The organism is Marinobacter sp. LV10R510-11A, from assembly GCF_900215155.1.
In the GTDB taxonomy this organism is placed as follows: domain Bacteria; phylum Pseudomonadota; class Gammaproteobacteria; order Pseudomonadales; family Oleiphilaceae; genus Marinobacter.
On the sequence record NZ_LT907980.1, the window covers coordinates 3,674,181 to 3,696,616 of the forward strand.

Genomic DNA, 22,436 nt, shown 5'->3' on the forward strand with positions numbered 1-22,436 from the left:
TTCCCAATCATCCACCAGCAACTGGAACCAACATGCCGCAACGCTACATCAAGAAGATTCTCGATGCGCGCGTCTATGACGTGGCCATCGAAACACCCCTTACTGAAGCCCGCAGCCTGTCCAAGCGCTTTGGCAACAATATTATGCTTAAGCGGGAAGACCTTCAGCCGGTGTTTTCTTTCAAGATTCGCGGCGCGTACAACCGGATTGTTCAGTTGTCGGAAGAGCAGAGATCCAAGGGGGTTATTTGTGCCTCTGCAGGTAATCATGCGCAGGGTGTTGCGCTGGCAGCGAAGAAGCTGGGTATCAAAGCCGTTATTGTGATGCCGCAAACCACGCCAGAAATCAAAGTGCGTTCGGTGCGGGATCATGGCGCGCGGGTTGTTCTGAAGGGCGATGCTTTTGATGAAGCCGCAACGCACGCCCATGAATTGATCGAGAAGCACGGCTATACCTATATACCGCCTTACGATGACCCCGATGTTATCGCTGGGCAGGGCACCGTTGCCATGGAAGTGTTGTCGCAATTCAGTAAGCCGATTCACGCGGTGTTTATCTGTGTGGGCGGTGGGGGCCTGATTGCAGGTATGGCTGCCTACATAAAATACTTGCGCCCTGAGATCAAGGTGATCGGTGTCGAGCCGGATGACTCTAATTGCCTGCAAGCTGCTATGAAGGCAGGCAAGCGAGTTATTTTGGATGAAGTCGGGCTGTTTGCGGACGGTGTAGCGGTAAAGCAGATCGGGAAATATCCTTGGGAGGTCTGCAAAGACCACGTAGATGAAGTGATAACCGTTTCTACCGATGAAATCTGCGCGGCCATCAAGGATATCTTTGAAGATACGCGTTCAATCTCTGAACCTGCGGGCGCACTGGGTGTTGCTGGCATCAAGAAGTACATTGAGCGGGAAAAGATCGAAAATGAAAACCTTGTCGCCACCCTGAGTGGCGCCAACATGAATTTTGACCGCCTGCGATACATTTCTGAGCGCACCGAAATCGGTGAGAAACGCGAGGCTATCCTTGCGGTCACCATTCCCGAGAAGCCAGGGGCCTTCAAGACGTTTATCAACGCCCTACACAAGCGCAGCATTACCGAATTTAACTATCGGTATGCAGATGCCGGCCAGGCCACGATTTTTGTGGGCGTTCAGGTTCAGGCCGGTGGTCTGGGTCGGGACGAATTGGTGCACGAGCTCCGTGAAAACGGATACTCCGTTCTCGATCTGACCGACAGCGATATGGCCAAGCAGCACATTCGCCACATGGTTGGCGGCCATGCGCCCACGATTACCAATGAGAAGGTGTTTCAGTTTGAGTTCCCTGAGCGCCCCGGCGCATTACTGAAATTCCTTATGTCTCTGGGAACACGTTGGAATATCTCCATGTTCCACTACCGCAATCACGGAGCGGCCTACAGCCGTGTGCTTCTGGGTGCCCAGGTAGAGGATGATGAAGTAAAAGCCTTTGAAGCCATGCTTGAAAAAGTGGGTTTCCGTTATGAAAACATGACGGAAAACGAGGCTTATCAGCTGTTCCTAGGGGCAGGTAACGGTAAGGCTTCTTAGCCTGTAAACGAAGTCGGCCCGATGCCGTGACGAAAAGTTCTGTTGCGGCAGACTCCGCCTATATGACCAGAGCTCAGCTAGATCGGTAACACTTTTCTGCGTTATTTTACCCGGTAAACCTTCCTGTCTGTCACCACGCTGTGCAGTGGCACGTCCCAAGGTTCAATGGGGAGTGTCTTCACCTTCTGGAAATCGTGAGCCAGGCCGATCAGCTTTGGCGCCAATCGCGGGCGCAAACGACTGAACGCGAACGTTCGATCGTAAAAGCCGCCTCCCATCCCCAGCCTCCCGCCATTTTCGTCAAACCCCACCAGCGGGAACAACACTGCGTCCAGCGACCAAGCCGGTCGCCTAAGCCCTTTGCTGAACGCAGGTTCGGGGATGCCAAAGCGATTGGCGGTCAGTTCAACGCCGTCGTAATAGGGACTGAAAACCAGCTTGCCCGGGTGAATCGGGTGCAGCACCGGCAGATAAAAATGAACCCCTTTGCGATGAGCCATGGCCATGTACGGATGCGGGTCAATCTCGCCATCGTTGGGCAGGTAGATGGCTATGTGCCTAGCCCTCTGTAAATCCGAATTTTTTAACAGGTTCAGAGCGAGAGAAGCAGAGGCCTGTTCTTGTTCGCGAGGCGATAACTTACGTCTGCGCTGGCGCAGTTGTTTGCGGAGTTCGTGGCGAGGCACTGGAGGTAAATCGGATTCAGAAGGATGTGAGTCGATGAACTGGCTCAAAATAAAGCTTCCCGAGCTGCCGTTATCAGATGTAGCCCTTGAACCCAAAGTTCAAGGTCGGTGGCCGCTGTGACAAATTAGGCTTTCCCCTCGCGGAGACATGCTCACAATGCCCTAGAGTAGCCACCTAGGTAAAGCGCATCGGCTCGAGGACGAATCCGACCAGCGAACAGCCCAGGAAGTAGGTTCATTATAGGGTCAGACCCGGGGCAGATTGCAACACCTATTAGGGAATCTCCCCGGACTCAGTGGTTGGAAGGCTCTCCCAGAGCATTCTCCAGCTTGCTGTCCATGGCTTTAAGCAGGGTGCTGGTGACGTCAGACATGGTGTCCCGCTCGAGCAGTTCATGGGTCATGTTCAGTGCCGCCATTACGGCGATACGCTCAGTTCCGAACACTTTGCCGCTGGTGCGTATTTCGCGCATTTTGCTATCGAGATGTCGGGCCGCACGAATCAGGGCCTCCTGCTCTTCTGCGGGGCAGGCGACTAAGTAGTCCTTATCGAGAATTTTCACCTCAACAGTAGTAGATTGCTTAGACATCAATGGTGCTCCAGCGCCCGAAGGCGGCCGATCATGGCTTCGATCTTGTTTTTGGCAAGATCATTTTTCTGCATAAGCTGGGACCGTTCCCGGTTCCAGTCATCCTGCAACTGCCTCACAGTGGCGTTGTCCCGCTCCAGTTTTTGGCAGTGTTCGATCAGCTTGTCTAGCTTGTCCGCTAATGCTTGTACTTCGGACTGTTCCATGACGTGCCCAGCATTGGTTGAAGTTATTGCGACTAACTATAAGTGCGTGCGTCATAGCGGTCAATTTACAGGGGTGTCATAAGTTCACTCTGCAGTGTCTTGAGGGCGCCTGAATGATAAGATACAGCCCTAACTTTATAACATAGGATTGTCTTGGCTCATGTCAGAAACCGACACTGCCGACGCGGCATACGCCGCTGAATTCGAGCGTTGGGCTAATGTTTTTATGGCCCATAAAGCATTCAGCCATCCTTCCGAGCTGCACGGTGCTCTTTGTGGCCGAATGGCTACGGGTGCCCGCTTAGAGGAACCAGAGTGGCTGTTCATGGTGTGTGAACACATGGGGCTGCCTGAAAGTGCGGCTGGGGAAGGCGAAAGCCTGACCGTTTTCATGAACGAAGCGTACGAGCGGGCGCTGGCGTTTTTGAAGTCAGAGGATATGGGTTTTTATCCACTGCTGCCTGACGATGACTATGCCATCGATCAACGCTTGGAAGCACTGGTGGCCTGGGTGCGCGGTTTTCTTGAGGGTATGGCCTTGTCCGCTGGAGAGTCACTCGGCGAGGCGCCGCAAGAGATTCGTGAGTTAATGGAAGATATGGTGGCCATCAGCCAGGTATCTGAAGATCAGGATCCGGGTGACGAAGGCGAGCAGCAGTTTCTGGAAATAGTCGAATACATCCGGCTGGGCGCTTTGGCTGTATTTACCGAATTCAATCCTCCGGAAAAGCCAGCGTCACAAACGCAAACATTGCACTGATCATGTCACACACTGCGGGAGAACGTATGTCATCTATTATACCCGTCAAGGAATTCGCCGAGCGCCGTCGCAAGCTGATGGAACGCATGGCGCCAGACAGTATTGCCATTATACCGGCTGCGCCGGAGCGTGTTCGCAACCGGGATGTGCTGCACCCATTTCGCCAAGACAGTGATTTTCAGTACCTGACCGGCTTCGGTGAACCCGAAGCGGTACTGGCGCTGATTCCCGGCCGTGAACACGGTGAATCTGTGCTGTTTTGCAAAGAGAAAAACCCCCAGAAAGAACTCTGGGATGGCTTTTTGGTAGGCCCCGAGGGCGCGATTGAGCGCTACGGCTTGGATGATGCCTTCCCAGTTGTAGATATCGACGACATTCTGCCCGGCATGATCGAAGGTCGCAGCCGGGTATATTACCCACTGGGTAAAGATCAGGGTTTCGATACCCGAGTAATGGACTGGGTTAAGGTTATCCGTAGCAAGGTCAAAAGCGGAGCACACCCGCCGGGTGAATTCGTGTCGCTGGAGCACCTTCTGCACGATCTTCGGCTTTACAAAAGCGCCAGCGAGATAAAAGCCATGGCCCGGGCCGGCGAAATCAGCGCCGAAGCCCACTGCCGTGCTATGAAGCGGGCCCGAAAGGGCGGCAATGAATACAACCTTGAAGCTAAGCTGATCCATACGTTTATGGATCATGGATCCCGTTCTACGGCGTATCCATCTATTGTTGGCGGCGGCGCCAATGGTTGTATTTTGCATTACATCGAGAACTCAGCGCCCCTGAAAGAGGGCGACCTAGTGCTGATTGATGCAGGGTGCGAGGTGGAGTGCTATGCCTCCGATATTACTCGAACCTTCCCGGTTAGCGGCACGTTCAGCCCTGAACAGCGGGCGGTTTATCAGGTGGTGCTAGATGCTCAGTACGCAGCTATTGAAGCCGTTCGACCGGGTAATCACTGGGATCATCCGCACCAGGCGGCGTTGAAAGTGCTGGTTGGCGGGTTGATCGATCTTGGTATTTTGTCAGGCACGGTAGGCGACGCCATTGCCAGCGAAGCCTTCAAACCCTTCTTTATGCACCGCACCGGCCACTGGCTAGGCTTGGATGTGCACGATGTAGGCGACTATAAGGTTGGCGACGCGTGGCGGCTGCTTGAGCCAGGCATGGCGCTTACGGTTGAGCCCGGTTTGTATATCTCACCGAATAATACCGACGTGGATGAAAAGTGGCGGGGTATCGGCATTCGTATCGAAGACGACGTAGTGGTCACCAAAGAGGGTTGCCGCGTGCTGACGAATGGCGTGCCGAAAACCATTGAAGAGATCGAAGCACTGATGGCGGAATGAGCCTGTGAAAAACTCCGATACCGATGTGATCATTGCCGGCGGCGGGTTGGCAGGTGCGACGCTGGCGCTGACCCTTGCGAGAGTTGCGCCAAACCTGAGAGTGACCGTGGTTGAGGCGTTCCCGCTGTCTGCGGATGCCTTGCCTGATTCTTATCAGCCCAGCTATGACGCTCGCTCCACCGCCTTGGCTTGGGGTTCGCGGCTGATTTTTGAAGAGCTCGGGCTGTGGTCGCGGTTATCGGAACATGCAACGCCCATTCAACAGATTCACGTGTCCGACCGGGGCCATTTCGGCGCCACCCGTCTGAATGCCAAAGAGTACGAGCAGCAAGCCCTGGGCTATGTGGTAGATAACCGTTGGATGGGGCTGTGCCTGATGCGGGAGTTGCTCCAAACGAACACTCAATGGCAAGCGCCGGCTGAGGTCGTAGACATGACGCCGTCTGAGCAAGGCGTAAGCGTCACCCTGAAAAGCGGCGATGACACCAGCACCGTAACGGCGCAATGCCTGATCGTTGCAGATGGAGGCCGTTCTGGGCTGCGGGAAAAACTCGGTTTTCAAGCCAGCCATCATGGCTACAATCAGAACGCCCTGATTGCCAACATAACGACCAGCGACAGCCATCAGTTTGTGGCGTATGAGCGTTTTACCGACGCTGGCCCCATGGCGCTGCTACCTCACGGCTCGCCCTCCCGCGCGGGTCATCAATCTGCATTGGTGTGGACGCTGAGCGATAATGAGCTTGCAGACGTTCTGGCCATGTCTGAGAGCGATAAGTGCCAGCGGCTTCAGGAACGGTTCGGTTGGCGCCTGGGTCGGTTTACCCGAATGGGCGAGTGCAACCATTACCCGCTAACACTGACCACGGTTGGTGAACCTATAAGGCCGGGCGTAGCACTCGTGGGCAACGCTGCGCACGCGTTGCATCCGGTAGCAGGGCAGGGCTTCAACTTGGCCTTGCGGGGCCTGATGACGCTGGCGGAACAGTTCCGGCTGGCCGCTGAACAAGGTCGGCCACCGGGTGATTTTCAAATTCTGCGCCGCTACCACGAGTTGCACCGCCCAGACTGGCAACAAACCGTGCAGTTTTCAGACTCACTGATCCGTATTTTTGGTCAATCCTTGGCGCCAATCGCAGCGGTGCGGGACGCCGGACTGATAGGTTTGGATTTGTTGCCGGGAGCCAAGCGCCTGTTTGCGCGCAAAGCCATGGGTACCGGCGGGCGCCGAGCTGTTATCAATGGGCCAGCGGCGAGCGATAAGAAATGAGTGATACCAAAGAGTTCGACATCCTTGTAGTGGGCGGCGGCATGACCGGCACCGCACTAGCACTTGGTCTATCTCAGCAGGGTTGGAAAACGGGCTTGGTCGAAGGCGGTGAACGCGCCGCATTGTTGCAAGCCCCGGCACCTGTTGAAGACGTATCGGATTTTGAACCCAGGGTTAGCGCGATTTCCATGGCCAGCCAGCAATTGCTGGAGTCGCTAGGAGCTTGGAAGGGTGTTGTAGCTGGGCGCCATTGTCCTTACCAGGGCATGACTGTGTGGGATGGCGAAGGTACCGGGCGTATCCATTTTGAAGCCGCCGAATTGCAAGCCCGCGCCCTGGGAACAATTGTCGAGAACCGCAGTTTGGTTAGGGCTCTGTTTGAGGCTGTGGAAACCAGTGCCGTTGAATTGGTTGATGGCGTACAGGTAACTGGTTGTCGGTTGGATGGTGATCAGCGTGGCATTGAGCTTGCGGATGGCAGCAAATTGAGCGCCCGGCTTGTGGTCGCGGCCGATGGTGCTAACTCCCGCATGCGCCAGTGGGTTGGGCTGCCTACCCGTGAATGGGATTATGACCAGCAAGCTATTGTGTGCACCGTGCGCACGGCTCAGAACCACAGATATACGGCCTGGCAACGGTTTTCCCAAACCGGGCCGCTGGCGTTTTTGCCATTGGCGACGGAAAGCGGCGATGAGCATTTCTGCTCCATCGTCTGGTCACAGGATATCGAAGAAGCCCGGCGCCTGATGGCGCTGGATGATGCAGCCTTTACCGCTGAGCTTGAGTGGGCGATCGAGCGAGAGCTCGGTGCCGTTGAGGCTGTCTCCCAGCGCTTTGCTTTCCCGCTCCGCCAACGCCACGCAAAAGACTATATCGCGCCTGGTTTTGCTCTGGTGGGCGATGCCGCTCATACCATTCACCCGCTTGCGGGCCAGGGCGCCAACCTAGGGTATGGCGATGTACGGGTGTTGTTGGAGGAGTTGTCCAAGGCCAGAAGTACCGGTTTAAGCCCTGCTCACGAACTGGTGCTGGCACGCTATCAGCGTCGTCGCAAGGGTGAGAACCTGGCCATGATGGCAGCCATGGAAGGGTTCAAACAGCTATTTGGCCGTGATGAGTTGCCACTGAGGTGGCTAAGAAACACGGGTATGCGCTGGCTTGATGGGCTTGGCCCGGTAAAAAATCGTATCGCAGCAGAGGCGATGGGCCTTATTATCTAAATAACCCCGCTCAAACAGGATCTGCACTTATGGCAGGAGCAAACTTACTCGCCCTCATCGATGATATAGCCACGATCCTTGATGATGTCTCGCTGATGACGAAAGCGGCTACCAAGAAAACCGCAGGCGTGCTGGGTGACGATCTTGCTCTGAACGCGCAACAGGTCACCGGTGTAAAGCCAGCGCGAGAATTGCCTGTGGTTTGGGCGGTGGCGAAAGGCTCGCTGGTTAACAAGGCAATTCTGGTACCCGGCGCTGTCGCAATCAGCTTTTTTGTACCCTGGCTGGTCACGCCGTTGTTGATGCTTGGTGGTGCTTATCTATGCTTTGAAGGGGCTGAAAAGCTGGCCCATAAATTCCTGCACGCAAAGGAAGATGAACAGCATAAAGATGAGCTGCGCGAAGCCCTGAAACAGCCAGATGTTGACGTGAAGACGCTGGAAAAACGCAAGATCAAAGGCGCTATCCGAACGGATTTCATTCTTTCTGCAGAGATTATCGCCATCACCCTTGGTGTGGTAGCGGGTACGGGCATAGGCATGCAGTTTGCGGTGCTGTCGGTGGTCGCGGTCATGATCACAGTCGGCGTTTACGGGTTGGTTGCGGGCATCGTAAAGCTGGATGATGGCGGCCTGTACCTGACCCAGCAGGACAGTAAACTTGCGCAAAAAATAGGGCGGGGCATTCTGTGGCTGGCGCCTTATATGATGAAGACGTTATCCATTCTGGGCACCATTGCCATGTTCCTGGTAGGTGGTGGCATTTTGGTGCACGGGATACCGCTGGTTTATAACGCCATCGAACACTTCGCTATGGATTTTGGCGGCCTGTCGACCACACTGATCCCCATGTTGGCCAATGGCTTGATCGGCTTGCTGGCGGGTGCGTTGCTGGTGGCGGTGATTACACCTTTGCTTCGGATGTGGGAAGCCAGATCAGAAGCTTCTTAATTCAGAGACTTCTTAAATCAAAGGCAGGCATCAAACAGTCGGCTGACAAGAACTGGAACGGCTGTTTCGACCCGTAGAATGCGTGGCCCCAAGTGAACGCTCTGGCAACCAGCGTCTTTCAGTTTACCCACTTCGTAGGGCGTGAAACCGCCTTCTGGGCCAATACAAAGCGCTGCAGCGCGGTTCAAGTGAGTAGGGCAGACCGTAGAGGTTCCCGGGTGGGCAACCAGAGCTTGCTTGTTTTTTAATAGGGCAGGTAGCTCATCTTCCACGAAGGGTTTGAATAGCTTGCGGATGTGTACGCGTGGCATGCCCGTATCTTTTGCCTGCTCAAGCCCAAGAGTCAGGTTTTCGCGTAGGTTTTCATCCGAAAGCAAAGGCGTTTGCCAGAAGCTTTTTTCCACCTTATAGCTGTTGATCAGCCAGATATCCTTGACGCCCATCGTCGCGCTGGTTTGTAGAATGCGGCGGAACATCTTAGGTCTGGGCATGGCGAGAATAAGCGTAAGAGGCAGCGGAGCCGGTGGCTGCTGATCCAGTACAACAACCAGTTCGACCTCAGAATCGGTGAGCTCAACCACGTTTCCCAGCCCCATCAGGCCGTTTACTCGCCCAACAGGCAGCTGATCCCCTACGGAGGTGCCAAGCACAGATTTAATGTGCTCTAGCCGTCGGCCTCGCAGCACCACACGATTAGGTGCCACAAAGTCTTCATCGAACAGTAAGGCTAGATTCATTCAGCTGGTGACTCATCTGCGTCTGGGTCAGCTACTTCACGCTTTGCCAGCCGGCCAAACAGAATGCCCAGCTCGAACAAAATCCACATGGGTACAGCCAGAAGCGTCTGCGAGATAATGTCTGGCGGTGTCAGCATCATGCCGATAACGAAGCAGCCGACCACCACGTAAGGGCGTTTAGCTGCCAGGTCCGCCGGTGTTGTTACGCCACTGAGGATTAGCAGAATGGTGGCAATGGGAATCTCAAAGGCTATCCCGAAGGCAAAAAACATCTTCAGCACGAAATTCAGGTAGCTGCTGATATCCGGTAGTTCAACAATACCTTCCGGGCCTATGGCCGTAAAAAAGCCGAACACCAAGGGGAACACCACGTAGTACGCAAACGCGGCGCCCAGATAGAACAGAAGAACGGAGGTAAACAGCAGCGGGAACGCTAGGCGCTTTTCATGGGCATAAAGCCCCGGCGCTATAAAACTCCAGAGCTGGTAAAGAATAACCGGGATAGCGACAAAGACCGATAAGAACAGTGCCAGTTTCAGGGGCGCGAAAAACGGCGAGGTAATGTCCGTTGCGATCATCATCTGCCCAATCGGAAGCAGTGACCGAATAGGCTCGGACAGCCAGAGGTACAGCTCGTTGGCAAAGGGGTAGATAGCCGCAAAACAGATAACGACGGCCAGAACCATTTTCAGCAAACGGTTGCGAAGTTCCAGCAGGTGTTCAACTAAAGGCATCTCCGGCTGTGCGGAAGAATTACTCTGGTGCTCTGTGCTGTTACCGTCTGGTTTTGCATTCATGAAGGCTTATCCGACGGTGTTTGCGTGGTATCCGGCTGATCCGTCTTGTTCTCTTGGGGGTCTTTTTTCGGATCACTTTGTGGGCTCTGATCTGCCACCGCTTGCTTGTCGGCAGCCTTTTTCCCGATTGGCTTGTCCGACATAATCATGTGCTCGTATTGCTTGGCCTCGTCGAGAGCGCCACGCACGGTTTTTTGCACGTCTTCCAAACCCACATCGCCGGCTTCGCGTAGCTCTTTCCTGAGCTCATCGGCTTTTAGCTGGCGGTCGAGTTCCGAGGTGAACTGGCTGACCATGCGGCGCGCACCGCCAATCCAGCGCCCGGCCGCTCGGGCGGCCGTAGGCAGCCGTTCGGGGCCAAGCACCAACAGAGCGATAACGCCGCAGATCAGCAGCTCAAGAAAGCCGATATCAAACATTCTGCCGGGTCTCAGCTATTGGATTTTTCCTTGGGCTTCTCTTCAGTCGCCTGCTGGGTCTGTGCGTCGGCTTCACCTTCCAGAGAATCGGGGTCTTCGGTTTTGCTATCGTTATCACTCATGGATTTTTTGAAGCCACGAATGGCGCCACCAAGATCACCGCCAATGTTGCGCAGTTTTTTGGTTCCGAACAACAAAATCACAATGCCCAGTACAATAAGAAGTTGCCAGATACTGATGCCCATTACGGGGTCCTCGTTTTTGATGTTTCTATTCGCTGGTATTGTACGCCACCCAAGCAGGTTGGCGGAAACCCCCGTAAGGGGTATTGCCAGCTCACTCGCTACGGGATGCCTTTTCTTCCAGCCCCGAAAGATCAAACCGGTTAGATAGCTCGTCCAGAATATCCTTCGAGCTAAGCCCAAGGCTGGAGAGCATAACCAAACTGTGAAACCAGAGATCCGCTGTTTCGCTGACTACCGCCCGAGTTTCTCCCGAGTGCTCGGCATCTTTGGCGGCCAGCAGCGTCTCAGTACACTCCTCACCCACCTTTTCCAGAATTTTGTTCAAGCCTTTGGCATGAAGGCTGGCGACGTAGGATTTCTCCGGGTCGGCTGATTTACGGGCTTCCAGAACCCGAGTGAGGTTTTCCAGAACATCACTCACTGCACACACTCCTCATTTGGTGCCATAAATGGCATCCGGATCTTTAATAACGGGGTCAACGCTAGCCCACTGGCCGTCTTTCAGGGAGCGATAAAAACAGCTACGCCGACCGGTGTGGCAGGCTATGCCGCCTTTTTGCTCCACCTTCAGTAATATCACATCCTCGTCACAATCGAGGCGAATATCCGTAATGACCTGTTGATGCCCAGAAGACTCACCCTTGCGCCACAGTTTGCTCCGTGAACGAGACCAGTAAACCGCCTGGCCTTCTTCGGCTGTTAATCGCAGCGATTCCCGATTCATCCAGGCCATCATCAGTATATCGCCGTTGGCGGCATCTTGGGCGATAGCAGGAACCAGGCCATCGGCCGTCCAACGAATGGCTTCAAGCCAATCGAGGTTGTCTAGATTACCAGAGAAGTCTTTCATTTCAGTGAATCCTGAGTGCTTGAGCTCTAGAAATTGCCGGCGAACGAACAACAGTGCGAAACGGGCGGTATTCTAAACCATCTGAGCCTAACCGGAATGACTGCTTTCTGCAGCTTGATACTGAGCCAGAGCACGTCGGGCGGAGTCTGGTAACGGAGTAGATTTTTGCGTACTGTCGTCAACACAAACAATCACCGTTTCCGCCGTTGCACAGCAAATACCGTTCTGAAAAAGACCCTGATATAACTGCATGGAACTGTTGCCAATGCGCGCAACGGCTGTCCCAATATCTACAGTGCCTGGCCAATGAATTTCTGTGCGCAACTGAAGGCTGAGATTGGCAATCACAAAGGATTTGCCGGGGGAGACGAGAGGGGCCTGCGGATTATAAATTAGTTCGACTCGGCCGGTTTCGATAAGTGTTGAAAATACTGCGTTGTTTACATGGCCCTGTCGGTCCGTATCTGCGAAGCGCAGCTTGTCATAAGCCCGGGCAAGAAACTGTTCTAGTGTCCAGTCTTTAGTTACGTCAGTTGTCATTTACGGTCACCTTTCGAATGTAAGTTGGTTGCTGTGATACGGCCATACTTTTGTTGGTACGGTCTTCGCCCGCCTAGCCAGTTCCATAAAGAGGCTAATTCAGTGAAAGCAGAGAGTTATACCATTTACCCTCTGGGCCCAAGCGATCTGTTTGCTGCTGCAGAAATTTGTGCACTGGCAATGAACGATAACCCAATTCACGTTCAGGTGTTCGGGTCCTTGCCCGCGCTACGGGAGCACAGGCTCAGGCGCTTTATCCCGGGGCTAATCGCCTACGTTCATCGCAAAGGCAATCTTTACGGTGCTTTCGCCAAGGGAACCTTGGTTGGCGTGCTAGGCATGCTACCACCCAAAAACTGTAAACCGTCTCCTCTCGACACACTGCGCCTGATGCCAACACTGCTGACATCTAACAGCCCTGCTGGCACGTTACGCTTGGCGAAATGGCTCAGTACCTGGGCCAGGATAGACCCAGCCGCGCCCCACTGGCATCTGGGCCCGCTAGCGGTGGCGCCCTCTTGGCAACACCAAGTTGGGTGATGATGCGGCCTGCCGACGTATAGCTGGAAGCGAGCGCGGCTAGTAAAAGACACCACAAGGAGTCAGTCGTTACTTTTCGAGGAGGGCGTCGTTGCTGGCACCTAAGGCAGGGCTCTCGTCGTCGCGGGTCTGTGCATTCACAAAACGAATCGGTGAACGCACAACGGGGCCGCGCGTACTTTGTGTTACTAGGCCACGGGCCTGTATCTGCGCGTCAGCAGGCCGAAGCGAGTGGCTGCCCAGCCCAGACGACGGTTAATACTTTTGGTTTTTGGAGCCACGTTAGGCACTTTCACGGTGAACCAGCCACGGGTAAGACAGCGCACTAGGCTCATTACAAAGCCGAGCATGAACTGCAGCATCCAGCCGGTTAGGTTCTTGCGGAACGCAACGACATCATCGTCGGTGGGTTGCGCCCTGACCGAAGATCATCAGGGTGCGGGTCATGATGTTGGCGCCTTTACCCAGCAGGTTCTCGGGATCGTGCAGGCGTACTGCCAGGGAAATCAGTTTAGAGACCGGCGTCCAGGGAGTTGGGGATCACCACCATGGAGCTAATTAGGCCGGAGTGGGAGCTGACCTTAGCCATGATGCAAGACTTGGCCTGGGTGGACATGGAGTTGCCACCGTATTCCTTGCCAATCTGCATGCCGAAGGCTTTTTCCAATACCGGACCAACCTTGGTGCCCACGTCTACACCTTCGGTGAGCAAGCGGGTTGCCTCGTTCAGGTAGGGCGCCAAGATGCGGGTGGTGTAAAAACCGGGGCCGTACTTGAGCATCCGGTGCTTCAGGCCCAGCATCACTTCTGGCAGGCCCAGTACTGTGTCGCTATTGGCGGCGACCACTGGGATGTCCAGGTCTGCCAGCTTCTGAAAGGTCTGCTGGCAGAGTACTGACAGCTCGCTGACTTCCTGAGCGCTCTCGGCGTTTTCAAACAAGTTAATGTCGGCGCCGACCATGAACGAGCCTTCCTTGGTGGAATACAACACCAGGGCCTTGGGCTTGGCCTGCGTGAGTTCCGCGAAGGCGGCGTTGAAGTCGTCGGCGAACGCCGCTTTCAGCTGGCTCAGCACCTTGATGCGCTGTTTCATAGTTTTGGCAAAGCTCAGATCACGCAGTGCCGAGCTGAGTTCGGAAGACAGCGGCACCCGGCGGTCCGCGAGCGGATTGAACAGGCGGCCGTGCAGGTCTTTGCGGATGAGGAGTTTCACCAGATCACCCTGCAGCAAGGAAGCTTTGCTGAGTGCCTGCTTGCACCACGGGTTGGAGCAACTGGCGGAGCGCTGGGGTAGTGATAACACGCAGGTTCAGCAGCGGCTGAGCGGGCTGTTTATCAGCGTGCTTCAGGAAGGGCAGGAGCAGGGTGTTCTCAATAACCAGGTGGGCACGCCGATCTTGTTGGACTTCTTCTACGGGTTGCTACTGCGTGTTTGCCAAATGCATCTGTTACGTGGCAGGGCTGGGCGTATGGCCGACCAGCATGGGGTGCTGTTCGATATGCTGTGGCGGACGATCACCGTTTCCCCTGCAGAGCCACCGGTACCGGTACCGGCAGCGGCCAAGGCGCCTACCGCGACCCGATAGCCCAGTCGTCCAAGTCTCCTACAAAAAATGATTATTGCGTAGCTTGGCTGATCTTTTTTGCCTGCTCCGATGCCTCATTCTCCATAAATGCGTTCATATCCTTTTCAAACTGCTGAACGTCTTTTGGTTGCACTGAGATCTTCGGAGCGCCGCTACCAGTCGTCCCTATAGGGCTTTCGAGAGTGGGCTGATCTTTCTTACTGATGTTGGAGGTAACAAGAAGTCCAACAACAATTAGAGCTATTAACAACATAATTAGCCGCATGACAGTATGGAAACACCCTCGATTTCAACCACCGTTTTTGCATCAGATCGCTCAATAATTTTTACCAGAGTCGATTGGATGGTTTCGTCTTCTCGGGCGTCACTGTCGCTAAAAAAAGTCTGCTCCTGCGGCTCCGAGTTCTCCTCCGAAATGAATGAAATAACGATTTTTGTTGCAGAGTCAGCCGTTTCTCCGAAGTATTCCAACGAAATCTTCGGATAACCGTTGAAGCCCTTTTTTACCTGTTTCGCGATTCGTTTTTTTGCTTTGTCGATGTTCATAATTTGAGCTCAGTGGTAAACGATCCGAAAAGTTTAGCGAATAAACCCTCGCGGCTACTTGAACAGCGTTAGCGCTGCATTCCCTTTCCATACGAAGTTTGGTGAGGGTTAAGCGCCTTTTTGGTTTTCGATGTATTGCTTTATAATCGAAAGCGGTGCGCCACCGCAGGTGATTACGCAGTAGCTTTTCGACCAGAAAAATGGTTTCCAGTAATAGCTATTAACGTGGTCGGCAAACTCTTTCCTGATTCTTCGAGAGGTTCCCGTTTTCAGGGCGTTCACAAAATCAGCTACGGCGTATTTGGGGGGTAGTTCCATCAAAATATGGATGTGGTCAGGCTCGCCGTTTACCTCAAAAAGCTCCCCCTCCCAAGCGCTCACACGCTCAGAAATCAGTTCAGACAGGCGAGCTAATATGCCCTCGTTAATGACCGGGTTTCGATACTTTGTCACAAGAACCAAGTGATACTTTGTGTTGTATACGCAATGGTGCTGAGCTTTCAGGGTTGTTTTAGACATAGGAACCAATTATATTAGGATTCATGGATAAGCGCAAAATCAATTACAAGCTCTACCCCAGCCAATCGCAATCTGAGCGGTTGCTTGAGAGCTTGCGCTTACACCAACAACTTTATAATGCCGCACTACAAGAGCGTATCGACTGTTACCGAAAAACCGGAAAGTCGATATCCTATAACGACCAACAAGCCAGTTTGACTCAGATCCGCGCCGACCATCCCGAATACAAAGCCATTCCGGTTTACATTACCCGAATGACGCTTCGCCGCCTGGACAAAGCGTTCAAAGCGTTTTTTGAGCGCGTAAAGAAAGGCCAGGCTCCGGGGTTCCCCCGCTTTCGCTCACTCAGCCGGTTTTCCAGTTTTGAGATGTGCGGTGGCAGCGGCTGGGCGTTTATTCCCGAGGCGAACGGTAAGCACGGCAGGCTTTCGATCAACGGCATTGGCCGCATCAAGGCTCGGGGGAAGGCTCGAACTCTGGGAAAAGTCAAAACTAGCCAGGTTATCCATAAGCACGGGCAGTGGTTCTTATCAGTCACCGTCGAATGTGAGCCTGTGCGGGCCTGCAAAGGCCAGAAAGCTTGCGGGTTCGATTGGGGCGTGGAGTATTTAGGCACGGTTACGCACGAAAACGGCGAGCATTACGCGATCGAGAACCCACGTTACTACCGGGACTCCAAAGAGAGCTTGCTGCCGATGCAGCAGGCTGTATCACGCAAAAAGCGAGGTTCCAACCGGTGGAAGCGGGCCTGTAAAGTTCTGACTCAAGCCAGAGCTAAGGTTGCCCGGCAGCGCCACCACGATCACCATCAACTGAGTCACGATCTCGCGAAGGAATACACGCTCTTTGCCACGGAAAAACTGACCATTCGGAACATGACCCGAACGGCAAAAGGCACACTCGAAAAGCCAGGGAAAATGGTCAAGCAGAAGTCCGGGTTAAACCGGGAGATACTAGACACCGCGCCGGCAAAGTTGCTGGCCATGATTCACTACAAAGTCGAAGAAACTGGTGGTGAGTTTGTCGAAATACCCACTCGAAAAGCAAAGCCGAGTCAGCGTTGCCCTGCCTGCTGGGAGGTCGTAAAAAAGACGCTCAGCGAACGAACGCATCAGTGCGATTGCGGCTGTACCATGCCGCGTGACGCGGCGAGCGGCCTTGTGGCTATCAAGTGGGCTTTAGGTTTGGGCGGAAACTCGCCCAATGCAGGTCACTCTGCAAAACCGCTTCTAAGTGTGGCTTAGTGGCGGTAGTTTATTAACCTAATCCGTTAGTATAATCCTTTACGGATAGAGTCCCGTTCAAATCGAATTGCCAGACCACCAATGTACTATGTAGGTAGCATATATACCATGCCGTCACCGTTGAATAATGTTGTGTTGATCGGTATGCCTGGCTCAGGCAAAAGTACCGTGGGCGTTGTGCTGGCCAAGGCCGCCGCGTTGGCTTTTATGGATACCGATTTGTTGATTCAATCACATGCGGGCGAAAGCTTGCAGAGCATTGTTGATGGCCGGGGTTACGAAGCTTTGCGCCGTGTTGAGGAGCAAGTACTGTGCAACCTGGATGTGGCTGGCCACGTTATTGCGACCGGCGGCAGCGCGGTGTACAGCGAGCGTGCGATGCAGCACCTCAAACGCAACAGCGTGATTGTGTTTTTGGATATTTCTATGGCAGCGGTGCGCCAGCGCATTGGCGACTTCAGCCTTAGGGGTATTTCCAAACGGCCAGACCAAACACTGGAAGAGCTGTTTGCCGAGAGACGCATATTATACACTCGCTACGCCGATGTCGTTGTTCACTGCGAGCACAAAACTCAGGATCAGGTGTGTGAAGAGATCCTTCTGAAGGCTTGCTAAAAGTTGCCTCATATTCGCACGGGCCATAACAGCCGCCTTCAGCGCCAAACCCGCCAATATCGATACCTTCGGGTTGGCGATGCTCATGGTTATCAGCAAATGTAAACCATTCCTATCTATTGGTTGGCCTTAAGGCCATACTGATAACGTTGCGAACCAGCTTGGCTGCTTTAATAGCGGTCACTGCGTAGCCACAGCCATTAAGTTGGCTCAAATTGGCTTTAGGTTTATGAGGAAAGCATCATGAGTAAAGGAAAAGACAGTAAGAAAGACCCGAAAAAGAAACCGCTTTTAACAGCAAAAGAGAAGAAAGCCGCAAAAGTTGCCAAGAAATCCCCATCAAACGTGCTAGGTAGCTAAACACGGCAATGCCATCGATTTCTCCGGTGGCATTTATTTTTTAATTTCAATTTCCTTAATACTCTCGTTGGTCAGATTACCTCATCAATCAATCGATATCAGCCGGCCCAGCGCTATGTGGTGCGCGGGGCAAACATGATAATTGCCATGCCTAAAAGCGCCACCGCAGACCCCACTATGTCCCATGTTGTTGGTCGAATTCCGTTGACTGTCCATAGCCAGAATATCGCCATGACAATATAAACACCACCATAGGCGGCATAGACCCTGCCCGCGGCGGTTGGATGCAGTGACAACAACCATACGAAAGCGACCAAGCTCAGAGCGCCGGGTACCAGAAGCCAGATTGTCTTGCCTTCTCGAAGCCACAGATATGGTAAGTAGCAACCGACAATTTCCGCTAGCGCAGTGATGATAAAAAGGCCAACAGTTTTCAGTTCAGGCAAAACAATCATTGCGTAGCCCTGTTTCTCAGCCATATTTTTTGCCTAACGCTGAGTTAAGCAGCGTGCGTAAGCATATCCGGCCGAGGCCCAACGGGCCAGAGCGAATTTAATGCAATTGTTAGGGTAGCGCACCGAGAATCTGAACGCTCATGATGAACATGCACATTACCCCGACTGCATACGCAACCGTTCGCCAAGGCTGAATCCCGCCCAACGAAGGCTGCATCTTCGGGAGTCTTGAACGTGACTTTTCCGATTCGATGGAACCCTTGATATGCGGAGATAGTAAACATCTTAAAGAACAGGAGCACTGAAGCTACCGCGTACCAATATTCTGCTTGATCCATGGTGTTCCTTGCCTCCTAACGCTCCGCTAATGTGCGACGCCTGCGGCGTCACCACTAAGCGGCTTGTTAGCAGATTCGGCTTGAAGGCGCTCAACTAGCCACACCTTGATGATTGACTGGCGGGTAACGCCAATGCGCGCCGCCTCACGATCCAGTGAATCTACGACCCAAACAGGAAAGTCAACGTTGATTCGCTTTTGTTCCTGATTGACACGGCGGACCGTGGACAGATCAAGGTCATCAACAATATCTTCCTGACCTTCCTCGAATTTTTTATCGAAGTCTTTAGCTTTCATAGAGCTCAACCTCCTTCTTGCGGGAACGCCTGACTGAAATCAGGCGAATACGGCTTTCCCTGTATGTGACGACCGCCGACCAGTGTCTTTCACCAATCTTGCCTATCAGCAAAAATCTTGGCTCGCCCTCTGACTTTGCGCGGATTTCCAATAGATTCGGATCTTTCCACAGACGTTGGGCGGCCACGAAATCAATACCGTGCTTATCCAGATTGGTCTGACTTTTGGCTTCGTCGAACTCAAACTCGTCCATGAGTATAAATTATCCCTTTTTTACTCAGCTCGCAAGATGTGGGAGGCGTAGTGCAACTGCTAACGCTGAGGGAACCAGAAGCGCCAGCTTATGGCGCCAGGAACCAGACCACCGAATGAGCAGTTCGGCTCAGAAGATTGCGCCGGATTGCCCCGCGACCTGAACGCCAGATTGGAGCCGCGACGCGGCGGAAAATCGGTCGCTGTGCAGCCGATTGTGTACGCCCAGCATGGGCATGAACTAATGGGGTGAAAGTCCCCTGTGGGAAGGTCACCGTTCAGCCGGTTTTAGCCGATTGAACGCTAACCACTAGCGAATGGCAAGGGCCAATCCGTGAGGAGCGGTCTCCGGAACGCCGGCCGGAAGTAAGCCGCTAGCAAAACTGCGAGCTGATGAACAAGAACATCATATGAGACATAGGCCGGCGGCGAGTTGGCACAAGCCGACGCCTCGGGATCTGTTCAACGAGCGATCGGTCAATTACCAGTCAGGCTACTGGTCGATCAAGCCTGGGCGCAGCCGTTGCCATCGGCGGTTGCGAGCCAACTAGGTGGACACCGATAGCGCCGATGGAGGTAACCCCGCCGATGATTGAGCAGAAGTCAGCAGACGGCACAGTAGCCAAGCGCCCATCGTAATGGTTGGGACACGGTGAAGGCCTGAACCCGAAAATCAATGAGGAGCCTGTGCAGCTCAACGATTCCATATCCGACCGGACTGAGGAACGTTGGCGCAAAATCAGAAGCCATCATTGGGGTAGGAGGAGGTAATCGGCCATCTTACTCTGAACGTTTTCGGGAAACGCCCTGTGCGGATCCGCCGGTCCGACGCATCGGTGCAGGGTGTTGTGGGGGCTGGGGGTTAGATACCCCCGGCTACCCGATTAGGCAGGGCTTAAAGCTGACGCCTGTTCAGAAAAGATATTTTGCACAATGCCCGAGGTACCAGCCTAGGCGGCGTTTGAGCGATAGCCTGCACGTACAGGCAAATTGTCACAGCGTAAATAAACGGCGTAATTATTTTAAGCCGTCTAACGTTTGACGAGAGAGGCGTGTCCTGGCTTGCCGGGGCACGCCTCTCTCGACGGAAGGGTTAGGTCTCTGTGTGCGCATATTGGCTTTCGAGTAGCTCAAACCCGGAAAGAGCGGGGCACACGACAGATATGAAAACCAGCGGTTCAGGACCAGTGTTTAGTACGCCATGAACTTCACCTTTGTGAGCAACGACGACATCGCCTGCTGTGATCTGCTTTGAGCTGCCGGCGGCATCGAGTTGGTATTGACCGTGACCGGACAGGATTGTCCAGGTGTCTTGACCCTCAGGATGCAGATGAGCTGAAATTCTTTGGCCTGACTTTACGTACCAAGCCACGATTGCGGCTTCAACCGACTCTGTAATGACAGACCTGAAGGGCTCGCCATCAGCCGGCTGAAGATGATTGGCGCTGGGGAAGATGCGTTTGATGCTCATGGGACCGACTTCCTTTGGGATTTGCTGCGATTTGTGGAGACAGTGCGCTTGCGGTTGCTCCTAAGAAACCTAACACTTGAGTTCAGCGGCTGCCGAAGGCAGTCCTTTGCAACGAAGAGTTAAACATCTTCGCGCATGAGACGGATATCGACTTCTCGCGCGACATATCGTTCATTGCTTGTTATTCCACGAAGTACCCAAGGTGCATTGGTTTCAGGCTGTACATCTGAGCCGGATACGACGTTGAGCCTTTTGGCTTCAAGCAGGGGCTCGCCAACTATGGTTTCGGTCCGGACGATCCACCAAAGGCCAATGTCTCCGCCGACGAATGCAAACAATCGCATACTATTTCAAACTCCTTTCGTGTTGAGGTCTAACACCTAAGCATTTAATGGTCGTGCGCAGCATGACCTTTAAATGTCTGTTGGACTAAGCCGCCAACGCCGCAGCTATCGAACGGTGCCTAAGGATAAAGTAATTTGGAGGCGAAGCTTGAACGGTACATCTGGGGCCGGGCGCGAAGCAATGCCGGCGGGGTTTGGTCTCATTCGATCCTTCATGAGGCGGTTCCTTGTGGTGATTCCCCTCAGATTACCTCTCAGGTACCCGTTTTTCCAGCCTTCGGCCGCAGAGAGATCCAGCTCACTAAGAACTGTAGGTTTCCCCCCGTCGGATCAAGAAGGCCGTGAAGCTAACCCGTCGGCACAGCCGTTATTCTGAACCGTGGGATCTGGCGAACCATACGCACCAGGCCATCATCACATTGTGGGCAGGGCCAGCATCGCTGGGATGTTGGACTCTCCGCTGTAGCTTCTGATCGGGGCGGTTGCGATAAACAGTGCCGGATAACAGCCAGTTTTCGTCGTCGGGTTCGGTTGCTCAGGTAGCCGAAATGGCGAATCCGCATGAAGCCTTTGGGCAGAATGTGCATCAGGAACCGCCGCACGAACTCCCGTCCATCCAGCCACTGGGTCTTGATCCGGGAGTGATCGCGGTAATCCTTATATCGGAACGAGACCTGATCCCCCTCCATCGACAACAAGTGCCCGTTGCTGATGGCGATTCGGTGACTGTAGCGGGCAAGATAATCCACCACACTATCGGCCTGGTTCAGGCAATGTCGAGTGTAAACAACCCACTCCTGTTGCATCAGGCCGTCGAGCACACCATCAATCTCACCGTTGCGGGTAACCCGGTGCAGTTCGCCTGCGTTCACCGCCGCTCTCAGCATCGACACCATTCGCCCTCGAAAACGCCGGGATAAGGCCCGTACCGGGAACAGGTAGTGGCTTTTTGCCTTGTGCCAGTCTTCGGTGCCGGTCAACACTCCGCCGGGGATCAGGCAATGCACGTGAACATGACGGTTCAGGTTCTGTCCCCATGTGTGGAGCACCGCCGTCATGCCCAGTTCGCCGCCAAGGTGCCGGGTGTTGCGCCCAAACTGCTTAAGCGTGTCCTAGACTGCGGCGAACAGACAGCGGTAGATCACGTCGGGATGGAGCTGAACCCAGCCGTTCAAGGTGTGAGGTAGCGTAAACACCAAATGGAAGTAAGGCACCGGCAGTAACAGGGAGCGCTGACGTGCGCTCCATTGTTCAGTTGCATGGCCCTGACATTGCGGACAATGGCGACCCCGGCATCCGTAGTAGCAGATGGAGCGGGCCTGGCAATGATCACAACGCATTTCCATACCGCCCATGCGGGCGGTCCGGCAGTCCGTTAGGCGAGCGCCGATAATAACGGGCCAGCGCGGTGACGACATAAAGATAGCTGTGCTGGGTGCGGGGGGGGGAAGCCATGCTGGCACATGGCCTGGATCATGGTCTGACGTAACGGTGTCATGACAGTAACTCCTCTTCTGAATAGCCCAATTGGGCTATTCAGAAGTATCCGTCAAGACACCCAATTTCGCAGGAAACTCAGGGCATCGTCTAAAATTTTATAAAACAATAGCTTAGTCCACCCCCTACATCGCTGCCATGTAATCGTTTGGCTTCTGCGATCCGCGCTTTCAATAACACTGTATAGAA

General features: G+C 53.9%; 31 protein-coding genes, 1 other RNA gene and 1 pseudogene. 10 read left to right on the plus strand and 23 right to left on the minus strand.

Translation table 11 applies throughout. The annotated features are described in order from the left end of the window. Positions 1-32: 32 nt before the first annotated feature. Entirely contained in the window at positions 33-1,568 is a 1,536-nt protein-coding gene (gene ilvA / locus CPH80_RS17665; protein ID WP_096279905.1) for a threonine ammonia-lyase, biosynthetic, read from the plus strand. A gap of 101 nt (positions 1,569-1,669) precedes the next feature. Here ilvA and CPH80_RS17670 read toward each other — a convergent pair whose 3' ends face one another. From CPH80_RS17670 to CPH80_RS17685, 4 genes are all read right to left on the minus strand, one after another. Further along, complete coding sequence (locus CPH80_RS17670) at positions 1,670-2,302, minus strand: 5-formyltetrahydrofolate cyclo-ligase (protein ID WP_096279907.1); 633 nt, start codon at positions 2,300-2,302, stop codon at positions 1,670-1,672. Between the two features lie 4 nt (positions 2,303-2,306). Next, a non-coding RNA gene (gene ssrS, locus CPH80_RS17675) (6S RNA) lies at positions 2,307-2,486 on the minus strand. Positions 2,487-2,547: 61 nt separating this feature from the next. Beyond that, the gene (locus tag CPH80_RS17680) at positions 2,548-2,844 is read right to left on the minus strand and encodes a cell division protein ZapA (RefSeq protein WP_096279909.1); all 297 of its coding nucleotides are present in this window, start codon (positions 2,842-2,844) and stop codon (positions 2,548-2,550) included. Next, complete coding sequence (locus tag CPH80_RS17685) at positions 2,844-3,050, minus strand: TIGR02449 family protein (RefSeq protein WP_096279911.1); 207 nt, start codon at positions 3,048-3,050, stop codon at positions 2,844-2,846. The genes CPH80_RS17680 and CPH80_RS17685 overlap by 1 nt, the downstream gene beginning before the upstream one ends. Positions 3,051-3,210: 160 nt before the next feature. On the opposite strand from CPH80_RS17685, the gene CPH80_RS17690 reads away from it, so the two are divergent. From CPH80_RS17690 to CPH80_RS17710, 5 genes are read left to right on the plus strand one after another with little or no spacing between them, the layout of a single operon-like run. Next, positions 3,211-3,810 carry a UPF0149 family protein gene (locus tag CPH80_RS17690; protein ID WP_096279913.1) on the plus strand — a complete coding sequence of 200 codons (600 nt, stop codon included), beginning with the start codon at positions 3,211-3,213 and terminating at the stop codon, positions 3,808-3,810. Positions 3,811-3,836: 26 nt separating this feature from the next. Next, positions 3,837-5,156, plus strand: a complete 1,320-nt coding sequence (gene pepP, locus CPH80_RS17695) for a Xaa-Pro aminopeptidase (RefSeq protein WP_096279915.1) — start codon at positions 3,837-3,839, stop codon at positions 5,154-5,156. A 4-nt stretch (positions 5,157-5,160) separates the two neighbouring features. After that, positions 5,161-6,426: a 2-octaprenyl-6-methoxyphenyl hydroxylase gene (gene ubiH, locus CPH80_RS17700; RefSeq protein WP_096279917.1), complete on the plus strand. Its 1,266-nt coding sequence runs from the start codon at positions 5,161-5,163 to the stop codon at positions 6,424-6,426. Beyond that, on the plus strand, positions 6,423-7,646 hold the full coding sequence (locus CPH80_RS17705; RefSeq protein ID WP_096279919.1) for an FAD-dependent monooxygenase: 1,224 nt from the start codon (positions 6,423-6,425) through the stop codon (positions 7,644-7,646). Before ubiH ends, CPH80_RS17705 begins: the two co-directional genes overlap by 4 nt. Before the next feature lie 29 nt (positions 7,647-7,675). Continuing rightward, positions 7,676-8,596, plus strand: coding sequence for a DUF808 domain-containing protein (locus CPH80_RS17710; RefSeq protein WP_096279921.1), 921 nt, complete (start codon positions 7,676-7,678; stop codon positions 8,594-8,596). A gap of 17 nt (positions 8,597-8,613) precedes the next feature. On the opposite strand, the gene CPH80_RS17715 is transcribed toward CPH80_RS17710, so the two are convergent. The 7 genes from CPH80_RS17715 to CPH80_RS17745 form a co-directional block, all read right to left on the minus strand. Beyond that, positions 8,614-9,333, minus strand: coding sequence for a 16S rRNA (uracil(1498)-N(3))-methyltransferase (locus CPH80_RS17715; RefSeq protein WP_096279923.1), 720 nt, complete (start codon positions 9,331-9,333; stop codon positions 8,614-8,616). After that, complete coding sequence (gene tatC, locus CPH80_RS17720; RefSeq protein WP_096279925.1) at positions 9,330-10,130, minus strand: twin-arginine translocase subunit TatC; 801 nt, start codon at positions 10,128-10,130, stop codon at positions 9,330-9,332. The genes CPH80_RS17715 and tatC overlap by 4 nt, the downstream gene beginning before the upstream one ends. Next, positions 10,127-10,549, minus strand: a complete 423-nt coding sequence (tatB, locus tag CPH80_RS17725) for a Sec-independent protein translocase protein TatB (protein WP_096279927.1) — start codon at positions 10,547-10,549, stop codon at positions 10,127-10,129. Before tatB ends, tatC begins: the two co-directional genes overlap by 4 nt. An 11-nt stretch (positions 10,550-10,560) precedes the next feature. Beyond that, positions 10,561-10,794, minus strand: coding sequence for a twin-arginine translocase TatA/TatE family subunit (tatA, locus tag CPH80_RS17730; protein ID WP_096279929.1), 234 nt, complete (start codon positions 10,792-10,794; stop codon positions 10,561-10,563). 91 nt (positions 10,795-10,885) lie between these two features. Beyond that, the gene (locus tag CPH80_RS17735) at positions 10,886-11,215 is read right to left on the minus strand and encodes a phosphoribosyl-ATP diphosphatase (RefSeq protein ID WP_096279931.1); all 330 of its coding nucleotides are present in this window, start codon (positions 11,213-11,215) and stop codon (positions 10,886-10,888) included. 12 nt (positions 11,216-11,227) lie between these two features. Continuing rightward, positions 11,228-11,644 carry a phosphoribosyl-AMP cyclohydrolase gene (gene hisI, locus CPH80_RS17740; protein WP_096279933.1) on the minus strand — a complete coding sequence of 139 codons (417 nt, stop codon included), beginning with the start codon at positions 11,642-11,644 and terminating at the stop codon, positions 11,228-11,230. A gap of 87 nt (positions 11,645-11,731) precedes the next feature. Next, positions 11,732-12,184: an acyl-CoA thioesterase gene (locus CPH80_RS17745; RefSeq protein ID WP_096279935.1), complete on the minus strand. Its 453-nt coding sequence runs from the start codon at positions 12,182-12,184 to the stop codon at positions 11,732-11,734. Positions 12,185-12,286: 102 nt separating this feature from the next. On the opposite strand from CPH80_RS17745, the gene CPH80_RS17750 reads away from it, so the two are divergent. Continuing rightward, positions 12,287-12,724 (plus strand): hypothetical protein, encoded by a 438-nt coding sequence (locus CPH80_RS17750; protein WP_096279937.1) that lies wholly within the window; start codon positions 12,287-12,289, stop codon positions 12,722-12,724. Between the two features lie 188 nt (positions 12,725-12,912). Here CPH80_RS17750 and CPH80_RS23415 read toward each other — a convergent pair. Next, positions 12,913-13,119 (minus strand): annotated as a pseudogene (locus CPH80_RS23415) (acyl-CoA dehydrogenase domain-containing protein); the annotation flags it as partial. A gap of 116 nt (positions 13,120-13,235) precedes the next feature. Further along, positions 13,236-13,937 (minus strand): 3-hydroxyacyl-CoA dehydrogenase family protein, encoded by a 702-nt coding sequence (locus CPH80_RS22055; RefSeq protein ID WP_157746915.1) that lies wholly within the window; start codon positions 13,935-13,937, stop codon positions 13,236-13,238. Between CPH80_RS22055 and CPH80_RS17770 the strand changes: the two genes are divergently transcribed. Then, entirely contained in the window at positions 13,924-14,310 is a 387-nt protein-coding gene (locus CPH80_RS17770; RefSeq protein ID WP_197703568.1) for a hypothetical protein, read from the plus strand. The two genes, CPH80_RS22055 and CPH80_RS17770, sit on opposite strands and share 14 nt — an antisense overlap. A 31-nt stretch (positions 14,311-14,341) precedes the next feature. On the opposite strand, the gene CPH80_RS17775 is transcribed toward CPH80_RS17770, so the two are convergent. From CPH80_RS17775 to tnpA, 3 genes are all read right to left on the minus strand, one after another. Beyond that, positions 14,342-14,563 (minus strand): hypothetical protein, encoded by a 222-nt coding sequence (locus CPH80_RS17775; RefSeq protein WP_096279938.1) that lies wholly within the window; start codon positions 14,561-14,563, stop codon positions 14,342-14,344. Positions 14,564-14,565: 2 nt separating this feature from the next. After that, positions 14,566-14,856, minus strand: coding sequence for a hypothetical protein (locus CPH80_RS17780; protein WP_096279940.1), 291 nt, complete (start codon positions 14,854-14,856; stop codon positions 14,566-14,568). Positions 14,857-14,964: 108 nt separating this feature from the next. Next, on the minus strand, positions 14,965-15,375 hold the full coding sequence (gene tnpA / locus CPH80_RS17785) for an IS200/IS605 family transposase (protein WP_096275150.1): 411 nt from the start codon (positions 15,373-15,375) through the stop codon (positions 14,965-14,967). A 23-nt stretch (positions 15,376-15,398) separates the two neighbouring features. On the opposite strand from tnpA, the gene CPH80_RS17790 reads away from it, so the two are divergent. Further along, complete coding sequence (locus CPH80_RS17790; RefSeq protein WP_096275209.1) at positions 15,399-16,619, plus strand: RNA-guided endonuclease InsQ/TnpB family protein; 1,221 nt, start codon at positions 15,399-15,401, stop codon at positions 16,617-16,619. 108 nt (positions 16,620-16,727) lie between these two features. Further along, entirely contained in the window at positions 16,728-17,234 is a 507-nt protein-coding gene (locus CPH80_RS17795) for a shikimate kinase (RefSeq protein ID WP_096281754.1), read from the plus strand. Between the two features lie 473 nt (positions 17,235-17,707). Here CPH80_RS17795 and CPH80_RS17800 read toward each other — a convergent pair whose 3' ends face one another. From CPH80_RS17800 to CPH80_RS22715, 7 genes are all read right to left on the minus strand, one after another. Then, positions 17,708-18,040, minus strand: a complete 333-nt coding sequence (locus CPH80_RS17800) for a YnfA family protein (RefSeq protein WP_096281756.1) — start codon at positions 18,038-18,040, stop codon at positions 17,708-17,710. Positions 18,041-18,413: 373 nt separating this feature from the next. Continuing rightward, positions 18,414-18,683: a type II toxin-antitoxin system BrnA family antitoxin gene (gene brnA / locus CPH80_RS17810; RefSeq protein ID WP_096279942.1), complete on the minus strand. Its 270-nt coding sequence runs from the start codon at positions 18,681-18,683 to the stop codon at positions 18,414-18,416. Beyond that, on the minus strand, positions 18,673-18,936 hold the full coding sequence (locus CPH80_RS17815) for a BrnT family toxin (RefSeq protein ID WP_096279944.1): 264 nt from the start codon (positions 18,934-18,936) through the stop codon (positions 18,673-18,675). The genes brnA and CPH80_RS17815 overlap by 11 nt, the downstream gene beginning before the upstream one ends. A 1,092-nt stretch (positions 18,937-20,028) precedes the next feature. Beyond that, positions 20,029-20,406, minus strand: a complete 378-nt coding sequence (locus CPH80_RS17820) for a cupin domain-containing protein (RefSeq protein WP_172898619.1) — start codon at positions 20,404-20,406, stop codon at positions 20,029-20,031. A 119-nt stretch (positions 20,407-20,525) separates the two neighbouring features. Beyond that, positions 20,526-20,750 (minus strand): hypothetical protein, encoded by a 225-nt coding sequence (locus CPH80_RS17825; RefSeq protein WP_227520239.1) that lies wholly within the window; start codon positions 20,748-20,750, stop codon positions 20,526-20,528. A gap of 347 nt (positions 20,751-21,097) precedes the next feature. Then, the gene (locus tag CPH80_RS17830) at positions 21,098-21,808 is read right to left on the minus strand and encodes a transposase (RefSeq protein ID WP_227520240.1); all 711 of its coding nucleotides are present in this window, start codon (positions 21,806-21,808) and stop codon (positions 21,098-21,100) included. A 54-nt stretch (positions 21,809-21,862) separates the two neighbouring features. Beyond that, positions 21,863-22,168, minus strand: a complete 306-nt coding sequence (locus CPH80_RS22715; protein WP_227520241.1) for a transposase zinc-binding domain-containing protein — start codon at positions 22,166-22,168, stop codon at positions 21,863-21,865. Positions 22,169-22,436 lie beyond the last annotated feature (268 nt).

Coding starts and splice junctions, on each gene's coding strand:
- ilvA (WP_096279905.1), top strand. CDS start 33: ATGCCGCAACGCTACATCAAGAAGATTCTCGATGCGCGCGTCTATGAC.
- CPH80_RS17680 (WP_096279909.1), bottom strand. CDS start 2,844: ATGTCTAAGCAATCTACTACTGTTGAGGTGAAAATTCTCGATAAGGAC.
- CPH80_RS17685 (WP_096279911.1), bottom strand. CDS start 3,050: ATGGAACAGTCCGAAGTACAAGCATTAGCGGACAAGCTAGACAAGCTG.
- CPH80_RS17690 (WP_096279913.1), top strand. CDS start 3,211: ATGTCAGAAACCGACACTGCCGACGCGGCATACGCCGCTGAATTCGAG.
- pepP (WP_096279915.1), top strand. CDS start 3,837: ATGTCATCTATTATACCCGTCAAGGAATTCGCCGAGCGCCGTCGCAAG.
- CPH80_RS17705 (WP_096279919.1), top strand. CDS start 6,423: ATGAGTGATACCAAAGAGTTCGACATCCTTGTAGTGGGCGGCGGCATG.
- CPH80_RS17710 (WP_096279921.1), top strand. CDS start 7,676: ATGGCAGGAGCAAACTTACTCGCCCTCATCGATGATATAGCCACGATC.
- CPH80_RS17715 (WP_096279923.1), bottom strand. CDS start 9,333: ATGAATCTAGCCTTACTGTTCGATGAAGACTTTGTGGCACCTAATCGT.
- tatC (WP_096279925.1), bottom strand. CDS start 10,130: ATGAATGCAAAACCAGACGGTAACAGCACAGAGCACCAGAGTAATTCT.
- tatB (WP_096279927.1), bottom strand. CDS start 10,549: ATGTTTGATATCGGCTTTCTTGAGCTGCTGATCTGCGGCGTTATCGCT.
- tatA (WP_096279929.1), bottom strand. CDS start 10,794: ATGGGCATCAGTATCTGGCAACTTCTTATTGTACTGGGCATTGTGATT.
- hisI (WP_096279933.1), bottom strand. CDS start 11,644: ATGAAAGACTTCTCTGGTAATCTAGACAACCTCGATTGGCTTGAAGCC.
- CPH80_RS17745 (WP_096279935.1), bottom strand. CDS start 12,184: ATGACAACTGACGTAACTAAAGACTGGACACTAGAACAGTTTCTTGCC.
- CPH80_RS17770 (WP_197703568.1), top strand. CDS start 13,924: ATGAGGAGTTTCACCAGATCACCCTGCAGCAAGGAAGCTTTGCTGAGT.
- CPH80_RS17775 (WP_096279938.1), bottom strand. CDS start 14,563: ATGTTGTTAATAGCTCTAATTGTTGTTGGACTTCTTGTTACCTCCAAC.
- CPH80_RS17780 (WP_096279940.1), bottom strand. CDS start 14,856: ATGAACATCGACAAAGCAAAAAAACGAATCGCGAAACAGGTAAAAAAG.
- tnpA (WP_096275150.1), bottom strand. CDS start 15,375: ATGTCTAAAACAACCCTGAAAGCTCAGCACCATTGCGTATACAACACA.
- CPH80_RS17790 (WP_096275209.1), top strand. CDS start 15,399: ATGGATAAGCGCAAAATCAATTACAAGCTCTACCCCAGCCAATCGCAA.
- CPH80_RS17795 (WP_096281754.1), top strand. CDS start 16,728: ATGCCGTCACCGTTGAATAATGTTGTGTTGATCGGTATGCCTGGCTCA.
- brnA (WP_096279942.1), bottom strand. CDS start 18,683: ATGAAAGCTAAAGACTTCGATAAAAAATTCGAGGAAGGTCAGGAAGAT.
- CPH80_RS17815 (WP_096279944.1), bottom strand. CDS start 18,936: ATGGACGAGTTTGAGTTCGACGAAGCCAAAAGTCAGACCAATCTGGAT.
- CPH80_RS17820 (WP_172898619.1), bottom strand. CDS start 20,406: ATGAGCATCAAACGCATCTTCCCCAGCGCCAATCATCTTCAGCCGGCT.
- CPH80_RS17825 (WP_227520239.1), bottom strand. CDS start 20,750: ATGCGATTGTTTGCATTCGTCGGCGGAGACATTGGCCTTTGGTGGATC.
- CPH80_RS17830 (WP_227520240.1), bottom strand. CDS start 21,808: ATGACGGCGGTGCTCCACACATGGGGACAGAACCTGAACCGTCATGTT.
- CPH80_RS22715 (WP_227520241.1), bottom strand. CDS start 22,168: ATGTCGTCACCGCGCTGGCCCGTTATTATCGGCGCTCGCCTAACGGAC.